Raw genomic sequence first — 18,451 nt, 5'->3', positions numbered from 1 at the left:
GTTGCTGGTCACCGCGCCTCCAGGACCGCGAGCAGCGGCCGGGTCGACGTGCGGTCGGGCAGGGCCAGGATCTCGGTCACGTGCCCGGGGTCGCCCAGGTTCGCGAGGGCCTTCTCCCGGACGGTCCGGTCGATGCCGGGATCGTCCGGGCCGCCGCCGCTGCGCGGGACCTCGGCGCGGATCTCGCGGCCGTCGCGGGTGACGGCGCGGAGCCGTCCCGGCTGGTCGGCGGCGGCGCCGCCGAAGTCGACGACCTCGGTGCGGACGCGGCCGGCGAGGTCGAGCACCTCGGGACGGTCGATCGCGTCGTAGGTCGCGGTGGTCACCGAGCCGTCGATCACCATGGCGGCCACGCTCCAGGGCAGGCTGAACTTCGCGTCGTAGGGCGTGCGGGGCCGCTCCCTGCCGGGCGCGCAGACGATCGGCGCGGCGTCCGGGTGCACCTCGGCGGTGATGCTCTCGACCCCGGCGCCGTGCAGGCCGCGGGCGGCGTCGAGCTGGGCGTGCAGGAGCTGGCAGGCGGGATACGGCTTGACGGTGATCCGGGTCAGCTCCCACCGCTCGCCGAGCCCGTCCGCGACCGCCGCCGGTTCGACGCGGCGGCCGAGCAGCGCCCCGTACAGGCCGTGCTCGCCCTCGATCACCGTGCCGGGCCCGGTCGCGCCGTGGGACGCGAGGGTCGCGGCGAGCACTCCCGCGCGCGCGGCGAAGCCGGCGTGCAGCTGTTTGGTGGACGCGCCGGTGTTGAGGAACTCCAGCAGGCCGCCGGCCTGGCTCCCGGCGATGCCGAGGGCGTGGACGGTCTCGCCGATGGTCAGCCCGCGCATCCGGGACGCGGTGAGCGCGGCGGCGAGCACCCCGCAGGCGGCGGTGGCGTGCAGGCCGCGGGCGTGGAAGCCGTGCGGGGCCGCGGCACCGAGCCGGCAGATGACCTCCAACCCCACCATGGCGCCGAGCAGAAGGTCGGGTCCGCCGAGCCCGAGCCCTTCCGCTTCGGCGAGCGCTACGGGCAGGACCGGCGCCGACGCATGCACGAGCCCGCCCGCGTGGGTGTCGTCGAAGTCGAGCGCGTGCATCAGGACGCCGTTGGCGAACGCCGCCTCGGCCCTCGTCACGCGGCCCTGGCCGGCGGGCTGCCCGATGATGGTCGCCTCGGGACGTCCGCCGCCCAGCTCCAGCGCGGTCAGGACGGCGGCGTCGGCGGCGTTCCGGCGGGATGCGGCGACCGCGCAGCCGAGACCGTCCAGGACGTGCCGGAGCGCGGCGCGCCGCACGGGTTCCGGCACGTCCCCATGGGTGAGCCCGAGCGCCCATTCCGCCAGTGCGCGGGCGGCCGTCACGCGGGCACCGGGCCGAAGGCGCCCGCGGCGGCGAGTTCGGCGACGCGTTCGGCGGTGTAGCCGAGGACTTCGGCGGTGACGTGGGCGAGGTCCTCACCGCGCTGCGGGGCGCGCCTGTAGGCGGGCGGCCGGTCGCCGGCCCGGACCGGCGAGGCGAGGTTCTTCACCGTCCCGTAGCGGGGGTGGCCGGTCTCGACGACGAGGCCGCGGGCGGCGGTGTGCGGTTCGGCGAGCGCTGCGGCGACGTCGTTGACCGGCCCGCACGGGATGGACGCGGCGTAGAGGGGCTCCAGCCATTCGGCGACCGTCCGCGTCAGGAACAGCGGTTCGAGCAGGTCGAGCAGGTCGCAGGCGTTGCTCTGCCGGTCCGCGAACGTCGCGAAGCGCGGGTCGCCCGCCAGGTCCGGACGGCCGAGGACGGTGGTGAGCCGCCGCCAGAACTTCTCCTTCGCGCAGCCGACGACGAGCCAGCCGTCCTTGGCGCGGAAGTTCTGGAACGGCACCAGTGACGGGTGCGCGGAGTGCCGGGTGCGGGACGGGACGAACCCGGCGTTGAGGTGCCAGACGCCCGGGTAGGTGAGCATGGAGATCGCCGTGTCGTACAGCGAGACGTCGCAGTCCATCCCGGCGCCGTCGCGGCGGGCGGCGTGCAGGGCGGCCAGCAGCGACAGCACGGCCACGTAGCCGCCGGAGTAGTCGACGAGGGACAGCCCGGACTTGGCGGGCGGCCCGTCCGGCTCGCCGGTCAGGTCCATCCAGCCGGCGAGGCCCTGCAGGATGTAGTCGTAGCCGGGCTCCTTCGAGCGCGGGCCGGTCATGCCGAAGCCGGTAAGCGAGCAGCACACGATCCGCGGGTTGAGGTGCTTGAGGTCGTCGTAGGTGATGCGCAGCTTGGCGGGCACGTCGCCGCGCAGGTTGGAGTAGACCGCGTCGGAGACCCGGACGAGCTCCTCGAACACCGTCCGGCCCGCCTCGGTGGACAGGTCGAGCGACACCGACCGCTTGTTGCGGTTGAACGCCTCGTGGAACAGCGAGTCCTCGCCGTCGGCGTACGGGGGGACGTAGCGGCCGACGTCGCCGCCGGTCCGCGGGTCCTCGATCTTGATGATCTCGGCGCCGAGGTCGGCCAGGTGCAGCGAGCCGAACGGGCCCGCGCCGTACTGCTCCAGCGAGACGATCCGCACGTCCTCCAGCGGCCTCATGCCAGCTCCTTGATCAGGTCGATGATCCGGGCCTGCGCGGTGCGGATCTCCGCGGGGGCGAGCCCGTGCACGGGGGGCGTCAGCTTGATCGTCGTGGCGTGCCCGGCGTAGTCGGCGATGCGGTCGGCGACCTGCCCGGCGGTGCCGCTGAGGGTGAGCGCGTCGACCATCCGGTCGGGCACGGCGGCGGCGAGGCCGTCGGCGCGCGCTCCGGCGCGGAAGGCCTCGGCCACCGCGTTCCGCTCGGCGGCGAGGTCGTGGAAGGCGAAGAAATCGGCGTAGGTGCGGACCGACGCGTAGAACCCGGCGACCCCCGCGGCACGCCGGCGCGCCTCCGCCGGGTCGTCGTCGATGGAGCAGGCCGCCGACACGACGATGTCCATGCCGGGGCGCAGCAGCGGCAGGGCGCCCTCGCGCAGCCACCCAGGCGAGCACAGCTCGTGCGAGATCCAGCCGTCGGCGACATCCCCGGCCAGCCTCGTCATGACCGGGCCCGTCCCGGCGAGGTAGACGGGGAACGGAGTGGCGGGGAAGGGCCGCCGGTAGCCGCGCACCCGCAGGCTCGCCAGCTCCCCTTCGACGGTCATCGGCTCGCCGGACGCGGCGTGCGCGGCGAAGTGCCGGATGATCGCGACGGTCTCGCGGAGCCGCGCGGCCGGGCGCTCCCAGCGCACGCCGTGCCAGTCCTCGTTGAGCCGCTTCACGCCGGTGCCGAGGCCGAGGACGAAGCGTCCGCCGGACAGCTCGGCGAGGTCGAGGGCCTCCAGCGCGGTGGTCATCGGGCTGCGGGCGAAGGCCAGCGCGATCGCCGTGCCGACCTGGGCGCGGCGGGTTCCGGCGGCGACCGCCGCCGCCGGGACGGTCGCGCTGCGGTGCAGTTCGGGGAGCCACACGGCCTCCGCGCCGGCGTCCTCGGCGGCCCGCGCGGCCTCGACCAGCTCGGCGAGGGTCTCGCCCCACGGCCCGTAGGTGATCCTCATGCCGTCATCGGCCCGGACTTGGCCTCGGGGAAGTACTTCTTGTCGTGGGGGGCGTCCCGCTTGTAGACCATGACGGTGCGCGTCCACGAGACGACCTCGTCGCCGTCCTGGTTCAGGCCGCGGGTGTCGGCGGTGACGATGCCGGCGTAGGGCCGGGACGCCGACTCCCGCATGCCGGTGATCAGCGACTCGGCGTAGAGGGTGTCGCCGACGAACACCGGGTGGGTGAGTGTGATGTCGGTCCAGCCGAGGTTCAGCAGCGCGGTCTGGCTGATGTCGATCACCGACAGGCCGAGGACGAGCGCGACCGTCAGGCCCGAGTTCACGATGACCCTGCCCGTCGGGGAGCGGGCGGCGAAGTCGGCGTTGTAGTGGTTCTGGTTGGTGTTCAGCGTCAGCAGCGTGAACCAGGTGTTGTCGCTCTCGCCGATGGTGCGGCCGAACGGGTGCTGGAACACGTCGCCGACGGCGAAGTCCTCGTAGTACCGGCCGATCCGGGCTTCGTGGACGGTCATCCGGCCTCCTCCGGTCGCCCCGGTGCGGGGCTGCCCCGAAGCTAAAGGTCGGACTTTTTGCCGTCAACCCCTCCGTCGCGGGCGGCCGATCGGTCTCCCGCCATCGGTCCGTCCCCACCAGGGCGGGTCCGGTCGATCGCGGTGTAGGTCTCGCGCAGGTTCTCCAGATGCGCCCGGCACGCCTCCCGCGCGCCCGCCTCGTCCCGCGCCTCGACGCGGGACAGGATCTCCCGGTGGTCGCGGTCGACGCCGTGCCAGAACCGCGGCGGCGCGTTCTCGCGCAGGAACCGCTCGTCGAGCACCCGGAACACCGGCTGCGCGACGACCTCCAGGAACGGGTTGCCGGCCATCCTCAGCAGCACGGTGTGGAAGTGCCGGTTCGGCGCGAAGATCTCCGCCGGGTCGAGCCCGCCCGGGTCGAACAGGGAGCCGCGCAGCTCGGCCCGGCCGCCCTCGCCCCCGCGGGCGGCGGCGAGCCCGGCGGCGGGCACCTCCAGCATCTCCCGGATCTCCAGCAGCTGGTCGACCGTGACCCGGTCGTCCAGGGCGAGCAGGTTGAGGCTGGTCGCCAGGTACTCGGTGATCTGGTCGGGGCGCGGATGCGACACGAAGCTCCCGCCGGCGACGCCGCGCGTGGTGGTGACCAGGTTCTGGCTGGCCAGCAGCCGCAGCGCCTCCCGGACGGTGCCGCGGCTGACGCCGTGCTCGGCCGACAGGTCGGGCTCGACGGGCAGCCGGTCGCCCGGCCGGAACTCGCCGGCGAGGATCCGCGCGCGCAGCCCGGCCGCGATCTCGGCGTACGCCGGCACGGGAGCGGCGGGCCGGCCGGCGGGCTCCTCGGCGGTCACGCACGGCATCGTACCGGCAAAGGTCGGACTTTCCCGGAGCCGGGCATTGACGCGCCGCACGGGCACCGGGCAAGCTCTCGGGTATCCCAGAACGAAACCAAGTTTCTGAATGCGGAACACGGAGGTGGGTGCGTGGCACTCCTCCCCGGCGGAGCCCCGCTCACGATGGCGGGCGGCGTGCGCGAGTTCGCCGCCTCCGCGCCGCACGCCGCCGCGGTCGTCGACGGCGACCGCACGCTCACCTACCGGGCCCTGGACGAGCGCGCCAGCCGGCTCGCGCAGGCCCTGCTCGCGGGCGGGCTGCGCCCCGGCGACCGCGTCGCCGTCAGGCTCGGCAACCGGCTGGAGTACCCCGAGGTCATCGCCGCCGCGGCCAAGGCGGGGCTGGTGCTCGTCCCCGTCGGGACCAGGCTCACCGACGCCGAGGAGTCCTTCGTCCTGGAGCACTCCGGCGCCCGCGCCCACATCTCCGACACCGAGCCGCCGGTCCCGGTCGAGGTCGTCCTGCGCATCGGCGGGACGGGCGCCGGCTCCTACGAGAAGGCGCTCGAGTCGGCGCGGGCCGCCGACCCGATGGCGCCCGTCGGCGAGAACGCCCCCTGCTGCCTCTACTACACCTCCGGCACGACCGGAAAGCCCAAGGGCGTCCTCAGCAGCCACCGCGCCCGGACGCTCATGTGCTACCTGTCCGCCATGGAATGGGGTCTCGGCGCCCGCCGCGTCAGCCTCGCCGTAGCGCCGATCTACCACGGCGCCGGGATGGTCTTCGACTACGCGCCCGTCGTCACCGGCGGCACCGTGGTCATGCTGCCCGAATGGGACCCGGAGCGGATGCTCGCGCTCGCCGAACGGCACCGCGCCCAGTCGGTGTTCCTCGTGCCGACCCACGCGCAGACGCTCCGCGCGTCCGGCGCGCTCGGCCGCTACGACGCGTCCAGCCTCGACACCCTGTACTTCAACGCCGCGGCGCTGCCGGCCGTCCTGAAGGACTGGGTCATGGACGCCTTCCCGCACGCCGGGGTGCACGAACTGTACGGGTCCACCGAGGCCGGGATCGTCAGCAACTGCCGGCCGTCCGACGCCGGCCGGACCGGCTCGGTCGGCCAGCCCTGGTACATGACCGAGGTCCGGGTCGTGGACCCGGCGGGCGTCCCGGTCGGACCGGGCGAGCGCGGCGAGCTGTTCAGCCGCTCCCCCTTCCTCATGAACGGCTACCTGCGCGACGACGGCGCCACCGGCGGCTGCACGACCGAGGACGGCTTCCTCACCAGCGGCGACATCGTCGTCAGCGACGAGGACGGGTTCCTCTACGTGGTGGACCGCAAGAAGGACATGATCATTTCCGGTGGGGTGAACATCGCGCCGCGCGAGGTCGAGGACGTCCTGCGCACCTTCCCCGGCGTCGCCGACTGCGCGGTCGTCGGGCGGCCGGACGAGCTGTGGGGCGAGCGCGTCACCGCGTTCGTCGTCGCCGGTCCCGGCGCGTCCGTCGACGCGGCGGCGCTGGAGGCGCACTGCCGCGAGCGGCTGTCCGGCCCGAAGGTGCCCCGCAGCGTCGAGTTCCTCCCCGCTCTCCCCCGCAACGCCGCCGGCAAGGTCCTCAAGCGCGAGCTCCGCGACCGCTGACCGCTCCCGCAACCCGGAAGAGGTGCCCTGTGCGACCCCACGTCGAACTCATCCAGGAAGACGACTACATCTGGCACGCCGCCGAACTCGCCGGCGGCGAGGGCCGGGCCAGCGAGCGCCGCTTGTCGGTGGACGAGGAGGACGGCTCGTGCTCGCTGCGCGTCGACTTCCACACCGACTGGGGCCGCGGCCCCGGCATCCACCACGCCGACACCGAGTACCACGTGCTCGAAGGATCGATGACCTACAACGGCAAGGAGATCGGCAAGGGCGGCTACGTCTACGCGCCCAAGGGCGTCCCGACCGAGGCCATCACGTTCGGCGAGGGCACCCGGATCCTGCACTACCGCGAGTACGGCGACGCCGGCTTCGACCCGGTCGAGAGCACCAGGGCGCCGCGCTGGAAGGACACTCGCGAGGACGTCATCGTCCTCGACAGCGAGGCCATGGCGTGGGACGCCGTCCCCAACCCCGGCCCGATGCCCGGCATGTTCATCAAGTACCTGCACGTCGACCCGGTGACCGGCTTCTACAGCCGGCTCGTCCACGCCCAGGAGGGCTGGACCGACCACCGCCTCGCGCACCACCCGTGCTACGAGGAGGCGTACACCGTCCAGGGCCACATGGAGTACAACTTCGGCACGCTGGACCTCGGCACCTACTTCTTCCGCCCGGCCCGCGTGAAGCACGGCCACTTCACCAGCCTGGAAGGGGGCGCGACCTGGCTGCTGCGCTCCGACGGCGAGCTGTTCAACTGGTACACCCAGAGCGAATGGGTCCGCTGGGGCGGCGAGGCCATCAACTGGGGCCCGGGAGGGACCCGCATGCGGTGGTCGGCGTCCTCCCACGACCTGGGCGCCGGGTCGCCCGGCCGCAGCGAACGCGACCTCGCCGACCTGCGCGCCTCCGTCGAGTACCAGCGTGAACGAGGCGAGATCGACGAGGAGTACGTGCAGCACGGCACCGGCACGGACAAGAGCCTCATCGCGATCGCCAAGGCGCTGGACGCCGCCCGCCTCCAGGGCGGCCACGGCGACCACGACGGCCATGACCACGAGCACGGCCCGGTGCACGCCGACTGGGGCGCCGACCCGCGCTCCCTCGAACACCCCGACGAGCGCACCGACGCCCTCGCCCACGTCCCGGGCGCCGGCCGCGCCTGGAAGAAGGGCGACCCGATCCCCGCCCCGATCCTGTCCAGCCGCCCCGTCCGCAGCCGCACCGCCGGCCGCTGGAACGGCGACGGCATGTGACCGCCCGGGAGGAGGGAGCGAGCGTGCCCGCGGACCGGCGGTACGACCTCGTCGTCGTCGGAGCCGGCACCGGCGGCATCCCCTGCGCCGTCGAGGCCGCGGCGCGCGGCGCCCGGGTCCTGCTGGTGGAGAAGGACTCCCGGATCGGCGGCACCCTGCACATCAGCGGCGGGCACATGTCCGCGGGCGGCACCCGCCGGCAGCGCGAGCGCGGCATAGAGGACTCCGTCGCGGCGCACCTGGCCGACATCGACCGGATCAGCGGCGGCACCGCCCGCCCGGACCTGGCCGCGCTCGCCGCGCGCCACGCGCCCGGGACCGTCGACTGGCTCGACGACCACGGGTTCGACTTCGCGCCCGAGTCGCCCCGGCTCGTCTACGGCCACGAACCGTACGGCGTCCCCCGCACCTACTACGGCAGGGACGCCGGGCTGTCCATCCTGGCCGTCCTCCGGCGCCTCCTGGACGAGCAGATCGCCGCCGGACGGGTCGAGCTGTGGCTCGGCAGCCCGGCGATCGGCCTCGGCGAGCGTCCCGGCCGCATGCCGGACGTCACGGTCCTGCGCGACGGCGCCGACGAGGTCGCGGTGGCCGCCCCCGCGGTCGTGCTCGCCACCGGGGGGTTCGCGTCCGACAAGGCGCTGTTCGAGGAGATCGAGGGGGCGACCCTCGTCAGCGCGGCGTACCGCACGTCCACCGGCGACGGGCTCGTCATCGCGCGCGAGGCGGGCGCGGGCGTCGGCGGGCGCGGCCGGTACCTGCCGACCTTCGGCGGGCTCCCGCACCCGACCGCGCCGGGCCGGGCGTACCCCGGCGACCGTCCGCTGCTGACCGCCGCCGAGCGGCTCCCGTGGGAGATCTACGTCGACCGCGCCGGGCGCCGGTTCGTCGCCGAGGACGAGCGCAGCATCGACCGCAAGGAGCGCGCCCTCGCCGCGTCCACCGACGGATCCTTCTGGACCGTCTTCGACGACAGGGCGCGGCTGTGCTCCGTCCCGATGGTCGTCGGCTGGAGCCCTGCGGACGTGCTGGCGAAGGCCGGGACGCGGACCGGCGTCCACACCGCGGGCGACCTGGCCGGGCTCGCCGCGCTCGCCGGCATCGACCCGGGCGGCCTGTCGGCCACCGTCGACCGCTACAACGCGGCCGTCGCCGCGGGCCGCGACGCCGAGTTCGGCCGCACCCACCTGCCCGCTCCCATCGCGGAGCCCCCGTTCTTCGCGATCGAGAACCACGGCATCACGCTGATCACCTTCGCGGGGGTGGACGTGGACGGGGACCTGCGGGTGCGGCGCGCCGACGGCACCGTGATGGACGGCGTCCACGCGATCGGCGAGCTGATCGGCGCCGCCGCCACCTGCGGCAACAGCTTCTGCGGCGGCATGCTCATCACCCCGGCCCTCGCGTTCGGCCGCCTGCTGGGCCGCCGCCTGGCGCCGACGTGCCGGGACACGCCGGGTCCGCCGCGCGGTGCGGCCGATGGATGAGCTTCCCGTAGTGCAGCGGCCGCCTCGGTGGCGGCCGACGATCGAGCCCGGAGGTACCTCGACATGATCCGGCACACCGCCCCGGCCGGTTCCGGACGCGGCACGGGGCTCCGGTCCGATGGGTGAGGACGCCGCGGCGGACCTCGCCGACGACTACCGCGAGGCCGGCTTCGGCGGGCGGCTGGGCCCCGGCGACAGGCCGGCGCTCCTCGTCGTCGACCTGGTGCGCGCCTACCTCTCCCCCGAAAGCCCTCTCTACGCCGCGCCCGCACCGGCGATCGTCGACCGTGTCGCCCGGCTGGCGTGCTCCGCCCGCGAGCACGGCCACCCGGTGGTGTTCACCTACGTGTCCTTCAAGCCCGGCGGAGTGGACGGCGGCCTGTTCTACCGCAAGGTGCCCGCCCTGCGGCTGTTCGACGAGGGGTCGCCCTGGGCGCTGCCGCCGGACGAGCTCGTCCCGGAGCCGGGCGACCTGACGGTGCGCAAGCAGTACCCCAGCGCCTTCTTCGGCACGCCGCTCGCGAGCACCCTCACCGCGCTGCGCGTCGACTCCGTCGTGATCACCGGCGTCAGCACCAGCGGCTGTGTCCGGGCCACCGCCGTGGACGCGCTGTGCCACGGGCTGCGTCCGACCGTCGTCGCCGACGCGGTCGCCGACCGCGACCCGCGCCCGCACGAGGCCGCGCTGTTCGACCTCGACGCCAAGTACGCCGACGTCCACGACACCGATCAGGTGCTGGACGGGTGGGCCACGAAGATCCGTCGCCCCGGAGCGACACGTTGAAGGAACGCTGTTTCCCATGGGAGGTTCGCCGTGCGGTACCTGATCGTCGGCTGCGGGAACGTCGGGATGGAGCTGGCACGCCGGTGGACGGCGCGCGGGCACAAGGTCACCGGGACGACCACGTCCGCCGGGCGCACCCGTGAGCTGGAAGGGGTCTGCTCGGACGTCGCCGTCCTGCGCGGCTCGGACCAGGACGCCCTGGCCGAGGCGGCGCGCGGCGCGGAGGCCGTGGTGCTGACCGTGAGCCCGCGCCTGTCGCGCTCCTTCGACGCCGCCCAGCGGGTCGCCGAGTACGCCGACACGCTCGCGGGCACCGCGCGGACCGCCGCCGCCGTCCATCCCCGCGTCGTGTTCACCAGTTCGGGGTCGGTCTACGGCGCCGGCGGCGGGACGGTCATCGACGAGACCGCCCCGACGACCGCGGACGAGGACGCCTCGCCGCGCGCCTTCATAGCGGCGGAGCAGGCCGTGCTGGCGTCGCCGCGCGGCGCCGTGCTGCGCATCCCCGACGTGTACGGCCACCCCCGCGACATCGACTATCCGGCGCGCGTGAGGTTCGCCCACGAGCACCTCGGCGGGAGCGTCCCGTTCGCGGCCGACGCGCTGCTCTACCGGATCGACTACCGGGACGCGGCCGCCGCCCTCGACCACGTGGTGAGCGTGGGGCTGACCGGCGTCTACAACGCCTTCCCGGACGCGGAGGTCCCGCCGACGAACGCGGGGGCGTTCGGGGAGATCTGCAAGGCCGAGGGCCTGCCGGAGCTGGCCTTCCGCGCCGAGATCCGGACACCGGAGGTACCGGTGACGTCCGCCAAGCTGCGCGCGGCCGGCTTCGCCTTCGCCCACTGACACGTCGAGCGTGGCGTGTCGCCCTCATGAGGACGGTCATAGGAGCGACACGCCACAAGCCCACGGGAGGGGGTCAGCGGACGTGCTGGACCGTCACGGACGGGTCCACGGCGTCGCCGACGCCCCACAGCCAGACGCCCGACCACGCGTCGCCGAGGACGGTGCGCAGGAACATGGCGCTCCAGCGCGCGGACGCCTTGACGCTGGTCTCCTGGGTCACCGTCTGAGCGGACGGATCGGGAGCGGCCCCGGCCGGGTTCTGCGCGTCGGTGATCCCGTAGTGGTTGGCGCCGGTGACGGACACCAGCATCTTCGGCTGCGCCTGGATCGCCTCGTAGGTTCCCTGCGCCGCCGCGGGCGCCGCCAGGCCGTCCGCGGTCCCCTGCACGAGGGCGACCGGGACGGTGTTGGCGACGGGCGGGTTGCCGGAGCCCCCGGGCGGGCTGTTGTTGGTGCCGAAGAACGCCGCGCCCTTCAGTTCGGCGGGCGCGGCGGCGGGCGTGGCGCAGAACGGCGGAGCGCACGCGCCCGTGGTGAGGGCGAGTCCGGCCGCGCCGCCGAAGGAGTGTCCGAGCAGGACGAGGGAGCCGGTGTCGATCCTGCCCTTGAGCGGTGAGGCGGCACGCGCGTCCTCGTCGCGGGCCCATGCGACGGTCCACGACGCCTGGGCCTCTTCGGGAAACAGGCCGCTCTGCCCGTAGATGACACGCCGGTGGTCGGGCACGACCACCACGAATCCGTATCCGGCGACCGCGCGGGCGTAGGCGGAGTACGCGGACCTGCTCACGTTTGCGCCCTGCAGCAGCAACGCCACCGGCAGGTCGGTCCTGATGTCGGACGCGGCGGGCGCGTACACGTCCGCCGGGTCGCCGTTCACGGTGGTCGCGAAGGCGATGGGCGCGTCCTCGTCGGCCGCGGCAGAGGCGGCCGGGAGGACGGACGTGGCCAGTGCTAACGCGGCGGCCACGGCGGTCGTGGCGCGGACCGCCCTCACGAGCGGCCCTTGCGGCGGCGCGGGAGGATCAGCAGGGCGGCGCCGCCCGCCATGACCAGCGCCGAGGCGACCAGCGCGTAGGTGGGCAGGCCGTCGGGGCTGCCGGTGTACGGCAGGTCCCCGTTGCCGCCGGATCCTCCGCCGCCCGAGCCGCCGCCCGAGCCGCCGCCGGAACCGCCGGACCCCCCGCCCGAGCCGCCGCCCGGGCTCCCGCCGCCGGTGAAGGTGAGCGGGATCTCGGCGGTGTTCGGCCCCTGGTTGCCCGGCGCGGTGACGGCGATGACGCAGGCGCCCGCCTTCGCCGTGCAGGTGGCGCCGCCGGCCTTGGCCACGAGCTTGATCTTCGCGTCCTTGGACTTGGCCTGGGTCACGAAGTTGCCCTGGGCGTCGGAGGCGCCGACGATCGCTCCCCCGGTGCTCTGCGCGGCGCAGTCGGTGGGCAGCTTCGGCCCGGGCCTGCACTCGCCGAGGGTCACGAAGGTCTCGTTGGGGGTCAGGCCGGTCACCTGGACGGTGATCGTGTCGCCGGCCTTCACCCCGCTGGTCTTGCTGGCGGTGATCTTCGGGGCGGCCAGCGCGGGCGGTGCGAGCGCGAGCACGCAGGCGCCGGCGAGTGCGGCGACGGCGCCGGCGCGCCTTCTCATTCGGGACACGGGCGTTGCTCCTTCGGTCATCTGCTGCGGCGTTGGACGACGGTGACGGCGGCCCCGGCGAGCACGAGCAGGCCGGCGGTGGCGGCCCAGAGCGGCGTCGACGGGCCGCCCGTGCCGGGTCCCGCGCCGGCGGCCGGAGCCGCCGACGCGCGGACGGCGGCGCCGCCCTTGAACGGCGAGCCCTTGAAGCCGACGCGGACGATCGCGCTGTTGGCGGTGACGACGGAGGGCGGGACGGTGCCCGGCAGCGGACCGGCGCCGATGACGCACTGGCGGGTCGTGCAGTCGAGGCCGTTGAACTTCGGTCGGGCCTTCAGCCTGACCTCGGGGAGGTCGCCCTTGGCGTCGATGTTGACGAAGGTGGCGCCGCCGCCGAGGTCGCAGTCCTTGAGGCCGTTGGTGTAGCCCTCCCGGCACATCCCGACCGCCACGGACCTCAGCCCGGGACTGAACCCGCTCCCGGTGACGGTGATCGTCTCGCCCTCGGTGAGGTCGGTGGAGCGGCTGACCTGGAGCCGCGCCGCGGCGGGCGCCCCGGCGGGCGGGGCGAGCGGGGAGACCGCCAGCGCGGCGAGCACGATCGCGATCACTGGGCGGCACCTCCGGTGCTGCGCGCCACCGGTGGCCGCAGCGGGCCGCCGGGCGCCGGGACGGGGACTTCGGTGACGCGGCCGGGCTCGACGGTGTAGGCGCGGCAGGCCAGCGCGAGCGTCTCCGGTGCGGCCGGACCGGCGACCACCACGGCGGTGCCGGTGGCGGAGAGCCGGCGCAGCACCGCGGGGACGGCCGCCGCGCACGGGCCTCCCGCGAGACCGTCCACCAGCAGGAGCCGGGGCCGGGTGAGCAGCGCCTCGGCCAGCGAGAGCAGGCCGCGTTGCGCGTCGGTGAGCGTTCCGGCGGGGTCGGCGGCGAGCCCGCGCAGCGGGGGGAAGACGTCCAGGACGGAGTGCGCGGCGGCGCCGGGATCGGCGTGTCCGAGCGCGCGGGCGTGCGCCGCCAGCCCGGCCGCGACCGGCAGCCCGCCGGGGGCGCGCGGGTCGGGGCCGGCGAGGTGGCAGAGTCCGAGGGTGGTCCGCTGCCCGGCGTCGAGCGCGGTCAGGTCGGCGCCGCCGAGCGCGACCCTGCCCTTGCACGGCGTGTGCCCGGCCAGCGCGGCCAGCAGCACGCTCGCGCCGGTGCCCGACAGCAGGATGGTCTCGCCCGCGTCCACCCGGAAGCCCACCCGGTACAGCCTGACCGGGCCACGCGGCACCGACAGCGCTCTGACGTCCAGGAACGGCGGCGGCTTCACGATCTGCGGGCCGCACACGCGCAGCGCCAGGAGTGCGCCGAGGATCGGCGGCAGCGCCGTCAGCGTCAGCGCGGTGCCCTCGGCGCAGGTCCCGCGCAGCGCGGCGGCGCAGCCGTATCCGGCCAGCCCGCCGGTCGCGGCGGTAACGCACGTGAGACCGGCCGCCGCCAGATGGCGCGGATCTGGCAGCGGCCGGAGAACGGTGGTGTCGAGGGCGGCGACGGCCAGGCAGGCCGCGGCCAGGGCGACGGTGAAACCGGCGGCGAGCAGGACCGGTCCGGGAGCGCTCGCCATCAGCATCGGCGCGGCCGCCGCGGCGAGCAGCAGCCAGGGGACGGTCTGCGCGGCGCGGGCCGTCCGGTGCCCGACGACGACCAGCGCGACCGCCGGAAGCAGCGCCCAGGCCAGGTACCGGACGGGGCCGGCGCCGATCAGGTTCCACCGGAAGGTCAGCAGGTGCAGCCCGCCCATGAGCGGGGCGCCGGCGGCCCATCCGGTGAGCAGGTAGACGGGCAGGGCCGCCCGGACGTCGCGCTCGGCGAGCACGTCCCGCACCCGGGCGGCGCGACGACCGGACGCGCCGGACGCGGCGGGCGGCGCGTGCGGGACGGCGACGGCGGCCGCGGCGAGGACGGCCGCCGAAACCCCCGCGATGACCAGCGCCGTCCCCGGATCGGCGGGCGAGAGCGTCGCGATCCAGGCCGCCGGGCGTGCGGAGCGCGCTCGCTCTCGGCGCGGCGAGCAGCGGAGCCGCGAGGATCCCCGCGGCCATCAGGGCGGTGGCGAAGACGGGGACGGCGGGGACCAGCCCGGCCAGCGCGACGACGGCCCCGGCCAGCGCACCGCCGACGGCCGCCACCCGGTACGGACGCAGCCGTCCGGACAGCCACAGCGCCGGGACCAGCGCCGCGCAGGCGAGGACGAGCGCGGTGAGCGCCATATAGGTCACGACATCGCCGGGGACCCGCACGACGCCGCCGAGGGCGTCCGAAAGGAGCAGCACGGTGCCGCCCGCCAGCGGCCCGGCCGCGGCCGCCGCGAGCCGGGGCGCCGCACCGGCGGCCGTGCGGCGGGGCGCAGGCGGGGTCGGAACCGTCATCGCGCCTCCCCCTCGGGCAGGGCGAGGAACCGGTCCAGCGCTTCGACGTCGACGGGTTGCAGGGTCTCGCCGCTCCGGCGTTCGAGGTAGCCGATCAGCTCGTCGCGGTCGACCACGTACGCCCCGGACGGCGACGGCGCCACCGAGTCCAGGTAGCCGATGACGTCGGCGAGCTCCACCGCGGGCGCGGTGCGCGGGGCCGCCTGCCGATGAGCCGCGGCCACGGCGCCGTGCGCCGGGAGCCCGAACGCGCGGCGCCGGCGGCGCCGCGCCCTGGCCCAGCGGCCGAGCGTCAGCCGGATCCCGATGAGCAGCAGCAACGCGGCCAGCGCGTTCACCCCGAGCAGCCCCCACGGGTAGGCGTTGAAGCCGGTCGTGAAGGGGACGGACCCCGCGTAACGGCCGCCGACCACGAAGTGGCCGAAGGCGGCCGGGGGCAGCACCACCGGGATCCGATACGTGGCCGTCTGGCCGGGGCGCAGCGTGCCGGTCCCCGGCGCGTCCAGCGGGCTGTCCGGGGTGCCGCCGGATCCCCAGCCGACGACCAGCGGGGCGTTCTCGATGGGGTCGGCGCCGGAGTTGCGGATCCGCAGCACCAGCGTCCGCCGCGGCCGGCCGCCGAAGAGTTCGCCGCGGTCCGGGCTCCCGGTGATCTCCAGGCCGACCACGTCCGCGCGGACCGGGGCGACGCCTCGGTCGATCCGCGCGGTCGGGTGTCCCTCGACGGTGAACGGCGCGGTGTCGGTGACCGGCGCCCCGACGGCGCCCGGCAGAGTGCCGGCGCGGACGACGCACGGGCACGCGGAGGGCGGCTCCCCCACGGTGAGGCCCGCCTCGAACGTCCCGGTGGGGGCGACCATCGCGGTGACGGCGTGCTCGGTGTCGCAGTCCGCCGAGCCGTGCACCGCGTCGGCGCCGCAGATCTGGACCTGGACGGTCGTGCCCGGCGTCCACGCGCTGCCCCGCACCCATGCGGTCGTGCCCGCGGCGGCCCTGCCGGGCTGGACGCTCACACCGGGTGGCGCCGTCCCGGCGGCGGCGACGGCGGGGACGGGGTGGCCGCACAGGGCAGCGGCGGCGGCGAGGAGCACGGCGGCCGACCGGAGCCTCACAGGAAGACCCCCGTCTCGCGTGCCGCCAGGCCCGCGCGCTCCCGCCAGCGGCGGATCAGCCGGGGCAGCACGGACCACAGGACGAAGACGATCCCCGCGACCGTGAGCAGCGCCGGCCAGGGCACCGCGGTGAAGCGGGTCTGCGCGCGGACGTCGATGCCGCCGGCGGCGACGAGCTCCACCCGCACGGTGACCGCGTCCAGCGCGGGCGGGTCGTCCCAGGGCAGCGTGATCTCGGTGCGCTCGCCCGGCAGGATCTCCGGGAGGCGCTGGTCGGGCCACCGCTCGATCTCGTGGCCGAACACGCCCGTCGCCCGGACGCGGGCGGTCGGCGAGATCCGCTGGTTGCCGGTGTTGACGACGGTGTAGCGGATCGTCCCCCGCTCGTGCCGCGCGAACGGGACGAGCGGCTCGGTGCGGGCGACGCCGAGGCCGTCGGCGCGCAGGCCGGGCGTCAGCGGTCCGGCGACGCGCAGGTAGACGCGGGCGGCCACGGCCCGCCGGATCCCGACGCGGGCGCCCCCGTCGCGCTGGACGCTCTCGATGGCGGTGTTCAGCGCGACGACGCCGCCGATGTGCTCGCCGGGGGTCGCGTTGGCGGGGACCTTCAGCGTGAACGGGATCTCCTTCGCACCGTGCGCGGGGATCTTCGGGGACGAGGACTTCAGGGAGATCCAGGCGCCGACGTCGCGCGGCCTCTCCTCGGGCGGGCGCAGCGCGAACCCGGCGTCGCGGGGCGTGTTGTAGGCGTCGGCCCCGTACACCCGGAAGGTGATGGGCGCACCGGTCAGGTTGCTGATCCGCACGGAGTCGCGGACGGTCGCGCCGGGCGGCGCGTCGAAGGCGAACGAGGGGCGCGCGGCGGGGGCGCCGCTGCGGTTCGCGGGCTCGACCGACCATGCCCCGTTCCCGGTCGCCCGGCCGGGCGCGGCGGCGGCAGGGCCGGGCGCGGTCAGCGCGGCGGCCAGGCCGACCGCCGCGGCCGCGGCGGCGATCCGGTGTCGGGGGCTCATCGGTCACCTCGAGTCGAGCCGGGCGGTGGGCGGGCGCCCGGCCGCGGGGTTCGGGACGGTCAGGACAGCGTCAGGGTGAGGACGGCGGTGTAGCGGCCGGCGCCGGTCGCGGCGGGGACCTTGAGGCTGACGCCGGCCCCGGCGCCGAACGTGCCGCCGACGATCTGCCCGGCCCCGTCGGGCGCGCTGCACAGCGTCGCCGCGGTGGTGGTGTCGAGCGGCCCGGCGCTGCCGGGGGTCACGGTGCCGGAGCCGGACGCGGCGGTGCAGGCCGGTGTCCAGGTGAGGTTCCCGGCCGGGATCTTCGTGCCCGCCGCGGAGCCGAAGTCGGTGAGCGTGCCGGTGAGGGACCAGCCCGTGGTGCCGCCGCGCGCGTCGATGACCTGCACCTTCTTCAGCGACCCGGTGGCGGTCTGGTCGGATCCGTTGAGGGTGACGGGGGTGAGGTCGACCTCGCCCGGCTCCTGCGACATGGTCAGCGGGCCGCCGTCGACGGTCAGGTTGATCTTCTGCTCGCCGCACCGGTCCGCGGGCGCGCCGGAGCACTGGCCGGTGGGCGGCTGCGTCTTCGCGGTGACGGTCAGCGGCACGGCCCTGCGCACGGTGCCCTGGGTGACCACGATGGTGCGGGCGCCGGCGGCGGCGGACTCGGCGACGGTCGCCGACGCGGTGAGCTTCCCGGCGGCGTCCACCGAGGCGGTCGCGCCGGTGAGGTCGCCGGCCTTGCAGGCGGCGCCGTTGGCGTCGCACAGGGCGATGCCCGCGGCGCCGGGCTGCCAGCCGGAGCCGGTGACGCTGACGGCTCCGCCCTGGACGACGGTGGACGGGCTGACGGAGGCTCCCGGCCCGCCCTCGCCGACGCTGATCGTCGCGAGCGTCGCGGGGGTCTGCTTGGGCGTGCAGGTGATGGTGGCCTGCGCGCCCGCGTCGGCGTCGATCGTCAGGCCGCCGGGGGCGAGGTCCACTTCGCCGGTGCCGGTCAGGGTGAGCTGCCCGGTGACCTCGCCGATCGGGACCGCGCCGTGCGCGGGCACCGGCCCGGTGCGCTTCGGAGCCTTGACGGGCACCGTCCCGGACTGCGCCCCGGAGACGGCGAGCGTCCCGGAGGTGGTCCACGAGTCGATCGGCAGCGGCGCGACTCCGGGCAGATCGGAGAAGTCGGCCTTGACGGTGACCGTGTCACCGGCCTTCGCCGAGGCCGGTGCGGTGACGGTCACGGTCGCGTCGTAGTCGAACACCGTGCTGAAGATCGTGCACTGGTAGGGGACCCGTCCCGCGGCGGCGTGCGCGGTGCCCGCCGCGGCCACCGGCACCGAGACGGCGCCCGCCGCGGTGACGACCGCGGCCGCTCCGCGCAGGGCCGTGCGTGTGCGTCTCATCGTGCGTCGCTGCTCCTTCCGCCGAC

At 75.4% G+C, this 18,451-nt stretch carries 17 protein-coding genes; 5 read left to right on the top strand and 12 right to left on the bottom strand.

Annotated features, from left to right (window positions below; translation table 11 throughout):
* Positions 1 to 8 precede the first annotated feature (8 nt).
* Genes J4557_RS39090 through J4557_RS39070 form a run of 5 tightly spaced genes read right to left on the bottom strand, consistent with a single transcriptional unit; the run spans position 9 to position 4,885 of the window.
* On the bottom strand, positions 9 to 1,340 hold the full coding sequence (locus J4557_RS39090) for an MmgE/PrpD family protein (protein WP_208271857.1): 1,332 nt from the start codon (positions 1,338 to 1,340) through the stop codon (positions 9 to 11).
* Complete coding sequence (locus tag J4557_RS39085) at positions 1,337 to 2,542, bottom strand: CaiB/BaiF CoA transferase family protein (RefSeq protein WP_208271856.1); 1,206 nt, start codon at positions 2,540 to 2,542, stop codon at positions 1,337 to 1,339. The genes J4557_RS39090 and J4557_RS39085 overlap by 4 nt, the downstream gene beginning before the upstream one ends.
* Positions 2,539 to 3,522 carry an LLM class flavin-dependent oxidoreductase gene (locus J4557_RS39080; protein WP_208271855.1) on the bottom strand — a complete coding sequence of 328 codons (984 nt, stop codon included), beginning with the start codon at positions 3,520 to 3,522 and terminating at the stop codon, positions 2,539 to 2,541. Before J4557_RS39080 ends, J4557_RS39085 begins: the two co-directional genes overlap by 4 nt.
* Positions 3,519 to 4,037 (bottom strand): MaoC family dehydratase, encoded by a 519-nt coding sequence (locus J4557_RS39075; protein ID WP_208271854.1) that lies wholly within the window; start codon positions 4,035 to 4,037, stop codon positions 3,519 to 3,521. Before J4557_RS39075 ends, J4557_RS39080 begins: the two co-directional genes overlap by 4 nt.
* A 41-nt stretch (positions 4,038 to 4,078) precedes the next feature.
* Positions 4,079 to 4,885 carry a FadR/GntR family transcriptional regulator gene (locus tag J4557_RS39070; protein ID WP_208271853.1) on the bottom strand — a complete coding sequence of 269 codons (807 nt, stop codon included), beginning with the start codon at positions 4,883 to 4,885 and terminating at the stop codon, positions 4,079 to 4,081.
* Between the two features lie 132 nt (positions 4,886 to 5,017).
* On the opposite strand from J4557_RS39070, the gene J4557_RS39065 reads away from it, so the two are divergent.
* The 5 genes from J4557_RS39065 to J4557_RS39045 all read left to right on the top strand — a co-directional run bounded on the left by J4557_RS39065 (position 5,018) and on the right by J4557_RS39045 (position 10,884).
* Positions 5,018 to 6,511 carry a class I adenylate-forming enzyme family protein gene (locus J4557_RS39065; protein WP_307800463.1) on the top strand — a complete coding sequence of 498 codons (1,494 nt, stop codon included), beginning with the start codon at positions 5,018 to 5,020 and terminating at the stop codon, positions 6,509 to 6,511.
* 29 nt (positions 6,512 to 6,540) lie between these two features.
* Positions 6,541 to 7,764 (top strand): DUF4437 domain-containing protein, encoded by a 1,224-nt coding sequence (locus J4557_RS39060; RefSeq protein WP_208271852.1) that lies wholly within the window; start codon positions 6,541 to 6,543, stop codon positions 7,762 to 7,764.
* 23 nt (positions 7,765 to 7,787) lie between these two features.
* A complete protein-coding gene (locus J4557_RS39055) occupies positions 7,788 to 9,251 on the top strand; it encodes an FAD-dependent oxidoreductase (protein ID WP_208271851.1) in 1,464 nt (487 codons plus the stop codon).
* Between the two features lie 118 nt (positions 9,252 to 9,369).
* The gene (locus tag J4557_RS39050; protein ID WP_208271850.1) at positions 9,370 to 10,035 is read left to right on the top strand and encodes an isochorismatase family protein; all 666 of its coding nucleotides are present in this window, start codon (positions 9,370 to 9,372) and stop codon (positions 10,033 to 10,035) included.
* Positions 10,036 to 10,065: 30 nt separating this feature from the next.
* Positions 10,066 to 10,884 (top strand): NAD-dependent epimerase/dehydratase family protein, encoded by an 819-nt coding sequence (locus J4557_RS39045; protein ID WP_208271849.1) that lies wholly within the window; start codon positions 10,066 to 10,068, stop codon positions 10,882 to 10,884.
* Between the two features lie 73 nt (positions 10,885 to 10,957).
* Here J4557_RS39045 and J4557_RS39040 read toward each other — a convergent pair whose 3' ends face one another.
* The 7 genes from J4557_RS39040 to J4557_RS39010 form a co-directional block, all read right to left on the bottom strand.
* Positions 10,958 to 11,878 carry an alpha/beta hydrolase family protein gene (locus tag J4557_RS39040; protein WP_208271848.1) on the bottom strand — a complete coding sequence of 307 codons (921 nt, stop codon included), beginning with the start codon at positions 11,876 to 11,878 and terminating at the stop codon, positions 10,958 to 10,960.
* On the bottom strand, positions 11,875 to 12,522 hold the full coding sequence (locus tag J4557_RS39035; protein WP_243777060.1) for a neocarzinostatin apoprotein domain-containing protein: 648 nt from the start codon (positions 12,520 to 12,522) through the stop codon (positions 11,875 to 11,877). The genes J4557_RS39040 and J4557_RS39035 overlap by 4 nt, the downstream gene beginning before the upstream one ends.
* A 26-nt stretch (positions 12,523 to 12,548) precedes the next feature.
* Positions 12,549 to 13,121, bottom strand: a complete 573-nt coding sequence (locus J4557_RS51940) for a neocarzinostatin apoprotein domain-containing protein (RefSeq protein ID WP_208271846.1) — start codon at positions 13,119 to 13,121, stop codon at positions 12,549 to 12,551.
* Positions 13,118 to 14,368, bottom strand: coding sequence for a P-loop NTPase family protein (locus tag J4557_RS51935; protein ID WP_208271845.1), 1,251 nt, complete (start codon positions 14,366 to 14,368; stop codon positions 13,118 to 13,120). Before J4557_RS51935 ends, J4557_RS51940 begins: the two co-directional genes overlap by 4 nt.
* 549 nt (positions 14,369 to 14,917) lie before the next feature.
* Positions 14,918 to 16,033 (bottom strand): hypothetical protein, encoded by a 1,116-nt coding sequence (locus J4557_RS39020; RefSeq protein ID WP_208271844.1) that lies wholly within the window; start codon positions 16,031 to 16,033, stop codon positions 14,918 to 14,920.
* Positions 16,030 to 17,046: a DUF916 domain-containing protein gene (locus J4557_RS39015; protein WP_208271843.1), complete on the bottom strand. Its 1,017-nt coding sequence runs from the start codon at positions 17,044 to 17,046 to the stop codon at positions 16,030 to 16,032. The genes J4557_RS39020 and J4557_RS39015 overlap by 4 nt, the downstream gene beginning before the upstream one ends.
* 59 nt (positions 17,047 to 17,105) lie before the next feature.
* Positions 17,106 to 18,425: a WxL domain-containing protein gene (locus J4557_RS39010; protein WP_208271842.1), complete on the bottom strand. Its 1,320-nt coding sequence runs from the start codon at positions 18,423 to 18,425 to the stop codon at positions 17,106 to 17,108.
* Positions 18,426 to 18,451: the final 26 nt, after the last annotated feature.

Source organism: Actinomadura nitritigenes (assembly GCF_017573545.1).
Taxonomy (GTDB): domain Bacteria; phylum Actinomycetota; class Actinomycetes; order Streptosporangiales; family Streptosporangiaceae; genus Spirillospora; species Spirillospora nitritigenes.
The sequence above is the reverse complement of the archived record's forward strand: the minus strand, read 5'-3'. Positions and strand labels throughout refer to the sequence as shown.